Source organism: Vibrio sp. 1078-1 (assembly GCF_033340475.1).
Genome location: NZ_JAWOWM010000670.1, coordinates 1 through 333 on the forward strand (window position 1 = coordinate 1; position 333 = coordinate 333).

A 333-nucleotide genomic window follows, 5' to 3' on the forward strand; every position below is an offset into this window, starting at 1 on the left:
TGAACAGTGGGTGAGTACCTACGAAATTTCTTGGTTGATGATTCCTGATTTCGTCTATGCACTGTTCATTGGTGTGATTATTACGAACTTCTTAGAGGTGACTAAGATTCGTAAACTGGACGCTGAAACCGTCGATATGCTCGGTACGGTGTCGCTGTCTCTGTTCTTGGCAATGGCTCTCATGAGCTTGAAGCTATGGAACATCTTTGATTTGGCGATCCCATTCTTAGTGATTCTGGCGATTCAGTCGGTGATTTTGGCCATCTTCACCTATTACGTGACCTTTAAGGTAATGGGCAGCAACTACGATGCGGCGGTTATCTCGGGTGGTCA

The 333-nt window shown here is 45.6% G+C and carries 1 pseudogene; it reads left to right on the forward strand.

Annotation, left to right across the window (positions count from 1 at the left end):
- Positions 1 to 333, forward strand: a pseudogene (locus R7190_RS29420) (sodium/glutamate symporter); the annotation flags it as partial.